The organism is Noviherbaspirillum denitrificans, assembly GCF_002211445.1.
Lineage (GTDB): Bacteria > Pseudomonadota > Gammaproteobacteria > Burkholderiales > Burkholderiaceae_D > Noviherbaspirillum > Noviherbaspirillum denitrificans.
In genome coordinates, this window is the sequence record NZ_LSTO01000001.1 from 1,380,272 (window position 1) to 1,385,720 (window position 5,449).

General features: G+C 61.3%; 5 protein-coding genes and 1 tRNA gene. 4 read left to right on the forward strand and 2 right to left on the reverse strand.

What is annotated here, in order from left to right; genetic code table 11:
* Window positions 1-1,164 (forward strand): serine--tRNA ligase (gene serS / locus AYR66_RS06875; protein ID WP_088709652.1); only part of this gene is annotated, 1,164 nt, incomplete at its 5' end.
* Window positions 1,165-1,178: 14 nt separating this feature from the next.
* Here serS and AYR66_RS06880 read toward each other — a convergent pair.
* Window positions 1,179-2,963: a GGDEF domain-containing protein gene (locus AYR66_RS06880; RefSeq protein WP_234815012.1), complete on the reverse strand. Its 1,785-nt coding sequence runs from the start codon at window positions 2,961-2,963 to the stop codon at window positions 1,179-1,181.
* A 353-nt stretch (window positions 2,964-3,316) separates the two neighbouring features.
* Between AYR66_RS06880 and AYR66_RS06885 the strand changes: the two genes are divergently transcribed.
* The 3 genes from AYR66_RS06885 (at window position 3,317) to AYR66_RS06890 (ending at window position 5,043) form a co-directional block, all read left to right on the forward strand.
* Window positions 3,317-3,407 (forward strand) — tRNA-Ser (locus tag AYR66_RS06885).
* A 62-nt stretch (window positions 3,408-3,469) separates the two neighbouring features.
* On the forward strand, window positions 3,470-3,607 hold the full coding sequence (locus AYR66_RS28810; RefSeq protein ID WP_170942087.1) for a hypothetical protein: 138 nt from the start codon (window positions 3,470-3,472) through the stop codon (window positions 3,605-3,607).
* The gene (locus AYR66_RS06890) at window positions 3,592-5,043 is read left to right on the forward strand and encodes a Ppx/GppA phosphatase family protein (protein ID WP_088706900.1); all 1,452 of its coding nucleotides are present in this window, start codon (window positions 3,592-3,594) and stop codon (window positions 5,041-5,043) included. Before AYR66_RS28810 ends, AYR66_RS06890 begins: the two co-directional genes overlap by 16 nt.
* Here AYR66_RS06890 and AYR66_RS06895 read toward each other — a convergent pair.
* Window positions 5,033-5,449 (reverse strand): type 1 periplasmic-binding domain-containing protein (locus AYR66_RS06895; RefSeq protein WP_474647527.1); only part of this gene is annotated, 417 nt, incomplete at its 5' end. The genes AYR66_RS06890 and AYR66_RS06895 overlap by 11 nt on opposite strands.

Sequence of the window (5,449 nt, forward strand, 5' to 3'; positions counted from 1 at the left end):
GAAGAACTGCAAGGCAAGCGCAACACGCTGTCCAAGCAGATCGGCATGCTCAAGGGCAAGGGCGAGGACACGACGGCGGTGATGGCGGAAGTGGCCGGCATCGGCGATGAACTGAAGGCCTCCGCCGAGCGTCTGGACGTGATCCAGGCAAAGATGAGCGAGTTCATGCTCGCCGTGCCGAACCTGCCGCACGCATCGGTGCCCGCAGGCCAGGACGAGAGCGCGAATGTGGAAGTGCGCAAGGTCGGCACGCCGCGCAGCTTCGATTTCGAGGTGAAGGATCACGTCGATGTGGGCGCCGCGCTCGGCCTCGATTTCGACGTCGCCACCAAGCTCACCGGCTCACGCTTCGCCGTGATGAAGAGCGGCATCGCCCGCCTGCATCGCGCGCTTGCCCAGTTCATGCTGGACACGCACATCAACGAGCACGGCTACACCGAGTGCTACACCCCGTACATCGTCAATGCCGACTCCCTGCGCGGCACGGGCCAGCTGCCGAAGTTCGAAGCCGACCTGTTCGCCGCCAAGAAGGGCGGCCAGGAAGGCGAGGGCGAGGCGCTGTACCTGATCCCGACGTCCGAAGTGCCGCTGACCAACATGGTGCGCGACGAGATCGTGGCCGGTGACGCGCTGCCGATCAAGATGACCGCGCACACCCCGTGCTTCCGTTCGGAAGCGGGCAGCTACGGCCGAGACACCCGCGGCATGATCCGCCAGCACCAGTTCGACAAGGTGGAGATGGTGCAGGTCGTGCACCCGGAGAAGTCCTACGAAGCGCTCGAGGAAATGGTCGGCCACGCGGAAAACATCCTGAAGAAGCTCGGCCTGCCGTACCGCGTGATCACGCTGTGCACCGGCGACATGGGCTTCGGCGCCGCCAAGACCTATGACCTCGAAGTGTGGTTGCCGGCGCAGAACACCTACCGCGAGATTTCCTCGGTGTCCAATTGCGAAGCCTTCCAGGCGCGCCGCATGCAGGCCCGTTTCCGCAATGCCCAGGGCAAGCCGGAACTGGTGCACACCCTCAACGGTTCCGGCCTCGCGGTCGGCCGCACACTGGTCGCCATCCTGGAAAACTACCAGCAGGCTGACGGCAGCGTGGATATCCCGGAAGTGCTGCAGCCCTACATGGGCGGCATGAAGCGCCTAGCGCGCGCAGCGTAAGACCAGCTGGCCCTTCAGCTTGTGAAGGGCCAGTTCGGCGAAGAAGATCCCTGGCGGCGTTCGATGAACACACTGTTGCCAGGGATTTTTTTCGCCTGTTTCTTGGCGTCGGATGCAGCGGTGGCAATCTGGTGGTGGGACGCGAATTGTCCCGGTTCGATCCGTACCACGCCCAGGGACAGGCTGATGAGCGAATGGAAGACCTTGCGCCCGCGCCGGTCTTCGCTCAGGTAGCCACCGCGCTCGCGGTCTTCCGCGCTGAAGAAATGCGGGATGGCAGTTGAGAACTCACCAATGATTGCCGAGCATCGTTCCTCCCAGTCCTCGCTCTGGAACAGGACAATGAAATCATCTCCGCCGATATGCCCGATGAAGTCGCGGTTCGGGTCGCAATGCATGCCCAGTATCCGCCCGGTGAGCTGGATGACGTCGTCTCCCCGGCGGTAACCGTACACATCGTTGAAGGGCTTGAAATGGTCCAGGTCCACGTAGCAGGCGGCAAAGCGCACGCCGTTGTGGAGCAGGCGGTCGATGTGTTCGTTGATGGGGACGTTCCCCGGCAGCAGGGTCAGCGGATTGGCGTAACGCGCGGCATTGATCTGCATCTGCGTAATCTCCCGCATCAGGTCCTGTCCGGTGCCCATGCCGAGATAGCGGCCCTGGTCAGTGATGATGAAGCCGTTCGACAAGTGGTGCCGGTCGGCGGCCACGATGATCTCGCTCAGCTCCTGCAGGCTGGTGTCCTTGTCGGTGATCAGCGGACGGGCATCCATGAAGGTGGTGCAGGGTTTCTTGCCGTACAGGTCGCGTGAATAGAGGCGCGAGAAGCGGTCGATCAGGTCGCGCCGCGAAATAAGGCCCACGGGCATCCCGTTGTCCACCACGGGAATGACTTCGAGTTCCGCATCGCTGTTGAACATGTCGCACACCTCGGTATTGGTCATTTCGGGTGAAGCAGCCGGTACGATGTGCAGCAGCCGCAGCGCGGTGACTGCGTTCTGTTCGAATGCATTCTTGTACGGGTACACCGCGACATGGTTGCGGTTCAGGGTCTTCGCGACTTCCGCCGCCATGACTGTTGCCGGACTCGCATGCGGCCTCCCGATATGGTAGCCCTGGCCGTAGGCGATGCCGAGGTCGCGGAGCAGCAGCAGTTCGGTCTGGGTTTCGATGCCTTCCGCAATCACGACCGTGCCGGACTGCTCCGCAATTTCCTGGATTGAACGTACAAATTGCAGCTTCACGGGGTCCTGGTTAATGCCCTGCACGAAGTGCATGTCGATCTTCACGTACTCGGGGCGCAGTTCAGACCACAGGCGCAGGCTCGAAAAGCCTTCCCCGAGGTCGTCGATTGCGATCTCGAATCCCATCCCGCGGTAGTGCATCGCGGCCTCGCGCAGCAGGTCGTAATCGTAGGTCGGCTGGTTCTCCGTCAGCTCGATGATGACGCGGTCCGGATTCAGTCCGACTTCCTGGATGTAGCCCAGCGTCTCGCCATGCCGCGCGTGTGGCAGCAGCAGCATCTCGGGACTGACATTGAGGAAGAGCTTGCCGGGCAGGTTCAGTTCGGCGAACCGCTCGATGACGACGCGGCGGCACATGTGCTCGACCTCCACGCTGAGCCCGTTGGCGCGCGCCACCTTGAACAGGTTCATGGGCGAATGCAGCGGGCTGTCGGAAGGCCCGCGGATCAGGCCTTCATAGCCGACGATTTCGCCGCGCTGCATGTTGATGATCGGCTGGAAGAGCGCATTCAGCTGGCGCTGCTCGAGGATTTCCTTGAGGCGTGATAACAGCATGGCGTCCCTGTTTTCCGGCTGCTTTTGCGGTTCGTCCGCTCTGTCGTTGGCGGCAGGGCTCCAGATCCTGACGCGTCCATGGCCGCCATGGTGGACAGCCTTTGTCTTATCTGCCGTGGCCGGGGTCATGGCGGCGAACTCCTGCGCCGGGATTGCCGGCTCGCGTGTGAGGGGAAGCGGGTTCAAGTCAGCCTTCTTGCTTATTTCTTATTGGTAATGGTGAATACCGGTGAATGGTAGTCAACATTTATGACAAGATGATGATCGGAAGAAATCATCTGGCCTATTCCGAATTGAATAGAAGCCTGCTATACTCTTTTGCTTTGCAGCTTTTACCCGCTGCAAGACGACCCGGAAAGGTGGCAGAGTGGTCGAATGCGCTGGACTCGAAATCCAGTATACGGTTCTCCCGTATCGAGGGTTCGAATCCCTCCCTTTCCGCCAGAATTACCAGAAAACCCGCGTGAACATTGCGTCACGCGGGTTTTTTGTTTTTGCATTCCGAAATGGATGCCGTCATCGAGGAGTCACAATCCTCCTTTATCGTCCTGACATTTTGCCCGGGCGCGCTGCCGGTTGGTGATACATTCAAGTTGTTCAACCTCGCACTGGAAAAGAAGGAAAACGGATGTTTGCTGCAGTAGACCTCGGATCAAACAGTTTTCGCTTGCATGTCGGCAAGTTCGAGGCAGGGGCGTTTCGCATCGTCAAGACGGCACGCGATCCGGTGCGCCTCGGCGCCGGCCTCGACAGCAAGGGCAACCTGACCGAACAGGCGAAACGTACCGCGCTCGAATCCCTGAAAGGTTTTCGCGCCGTTCTGAACGGCTTCCAGCTCGATGCCGTGCGCGTCGTCGCCACCAACACCCTGCGCATTGCGCGCAACGCCGCGGCATTCCTGCCCGAGGCGGAAGCGGCCATCGGTTATCCGATAGAGATCATTTCGGGCGAGGAAGAAGGCCGCCTCATTTACATGGGCGTGGCAAGCAAGCTCACGCAGCCAACCGAGTCCCGTCTCGTGATCGACATCGGCGGCGGGTCCACCGAGCTGATCCTGGGGCAGGGGCAGGAGATCCGCCACGTCGAGTCGTTCAGTATCGGCACGGTCGGGCATAGCCAGTCGTTTTTTCCGGATGGGGTGATCGATGACGCGTCGGTTGATGCCGCCATCCTGAGCGCCCGCTCTGTGTTCGAGGATGCCGCGCCGCTCTATTCCCGCAAGCACTGGACTGGCGCCTACGGATCGTCGGGTACCATGCGTGCCATTTCGGATGGCATTTCAAAGAACGCCATCGGCGACGGCACCATGTCCATCGGCAGCCTGCAGGCGTTGCGGCGACATCTGGTCGCCTGCGGCCATATCAGCCAGGTCAAGCTGGCGGGCGTCAAACCGGAAAGGGTAGTTGCCCTAACAGGCGGACTGGCAGTCCTGATCGGCATCATGCAGGAGCTGGATGTGCGTTCGATGACTGCCGTCGATGCAGGGCTGCGCATGGGCGTGCTGTGGGATTTGCAGCTGCGCGCCAACAAGCTGGACCGGCGCGACATGTCAGTCCGGGAATGCATGCGTCGTTTCCATGTGGCGGAAAGCAGGGCGTCGCAGGTAGCACAGACGGCGGCCACGTTTTTCGGCCTGCTGAAGCCGGCGTCGGATGCGCTTGGCCAGTATGTCGGCTGGAGCGCCATGTTGCACGAGATCGGCCAGGCCATCTCGCATACCGGTTACCACAAGCACGGAGCATACATGGTGGAGAACGCCGACCTGCCCGGATTCACCGCGCGCGAGCAACGCGTGATGAGCACGCTGGTCGTGGCACAGAAAGGCAACCTCCGGAAGCTGGGCGATGTGCTTGCCGATCCTGACTTTGCGAAGGCTGTGCTGGCCTTGCGGCTGGCTGTCATCTTCCTCCATTCGCGCATCGAAGAAGATGTGAGCGGCATGCGCCTGAAGATGAAGAACCGCATCGACCTCGAACTCAGGCGCGAATGGCTCGACCGCCATCCGACACTAGCCTACTGGATCGAGAAGGAGCGGTCCTGCTGGGAAGAGGTCGGTGTGGAAATGTCCGTCAAAACCTGAGTCCGCTGCCCTTGCGGAACAACGCAATATCGACATAAGCCGACAGCCGGTTGCTGCCGTTGGCGAGCATCACGGACAGGCCGCCCAGGTCCATTGTCCTGTTCCGTGCCGCGAAATCTTCCAGCGCGAGGCGCCCGCGTCGCTTCGATTGCTGGATAGCCGTCACCAGCGCCTTGGCGACGGCAAAACCCTCCAGAGTCAGCGACGAGACTGCCTCGTCGCGGTATTTCTTCATCCCGTTCAGGTGTTCCACCTGCAGCAAGGTCGTTCCCGCCGACGGATCGGGCACGACCTGCGCAAAGACGGTCCATTCCAGCGCTTGTCCACCCGCCAGTTCCTGCAGCATCGCCAGGTTGGTGAGGGAGCTGCCGGCCACAAAGGTCTGAGCATCGTGCCGGCGGTACGC

Coding starts and splice junctions, on each gene's coding strand:
- AYR66_RS06880 (WP_234815012.1), bottom strand. CDS start 2,963: ATGCTGTTATCACGCCTCAAGGAAATCCTCGAGCAGCGCCAGCTGAAT.
- AYR66_RS28810 (WP_170942087.1), top strand. CDS start 3,470: ATGGATGCCGTCATCGAGGAGTCACAATCCTCCTTTATCGTCCTGACA.
- AYR66_RS06890 (WP_088706900.1), top strand. CDS start 3,592: ATGTTTGCTGCAGTAGACCTCGGATCAAACAGTTTTCGCTTGCATGTC.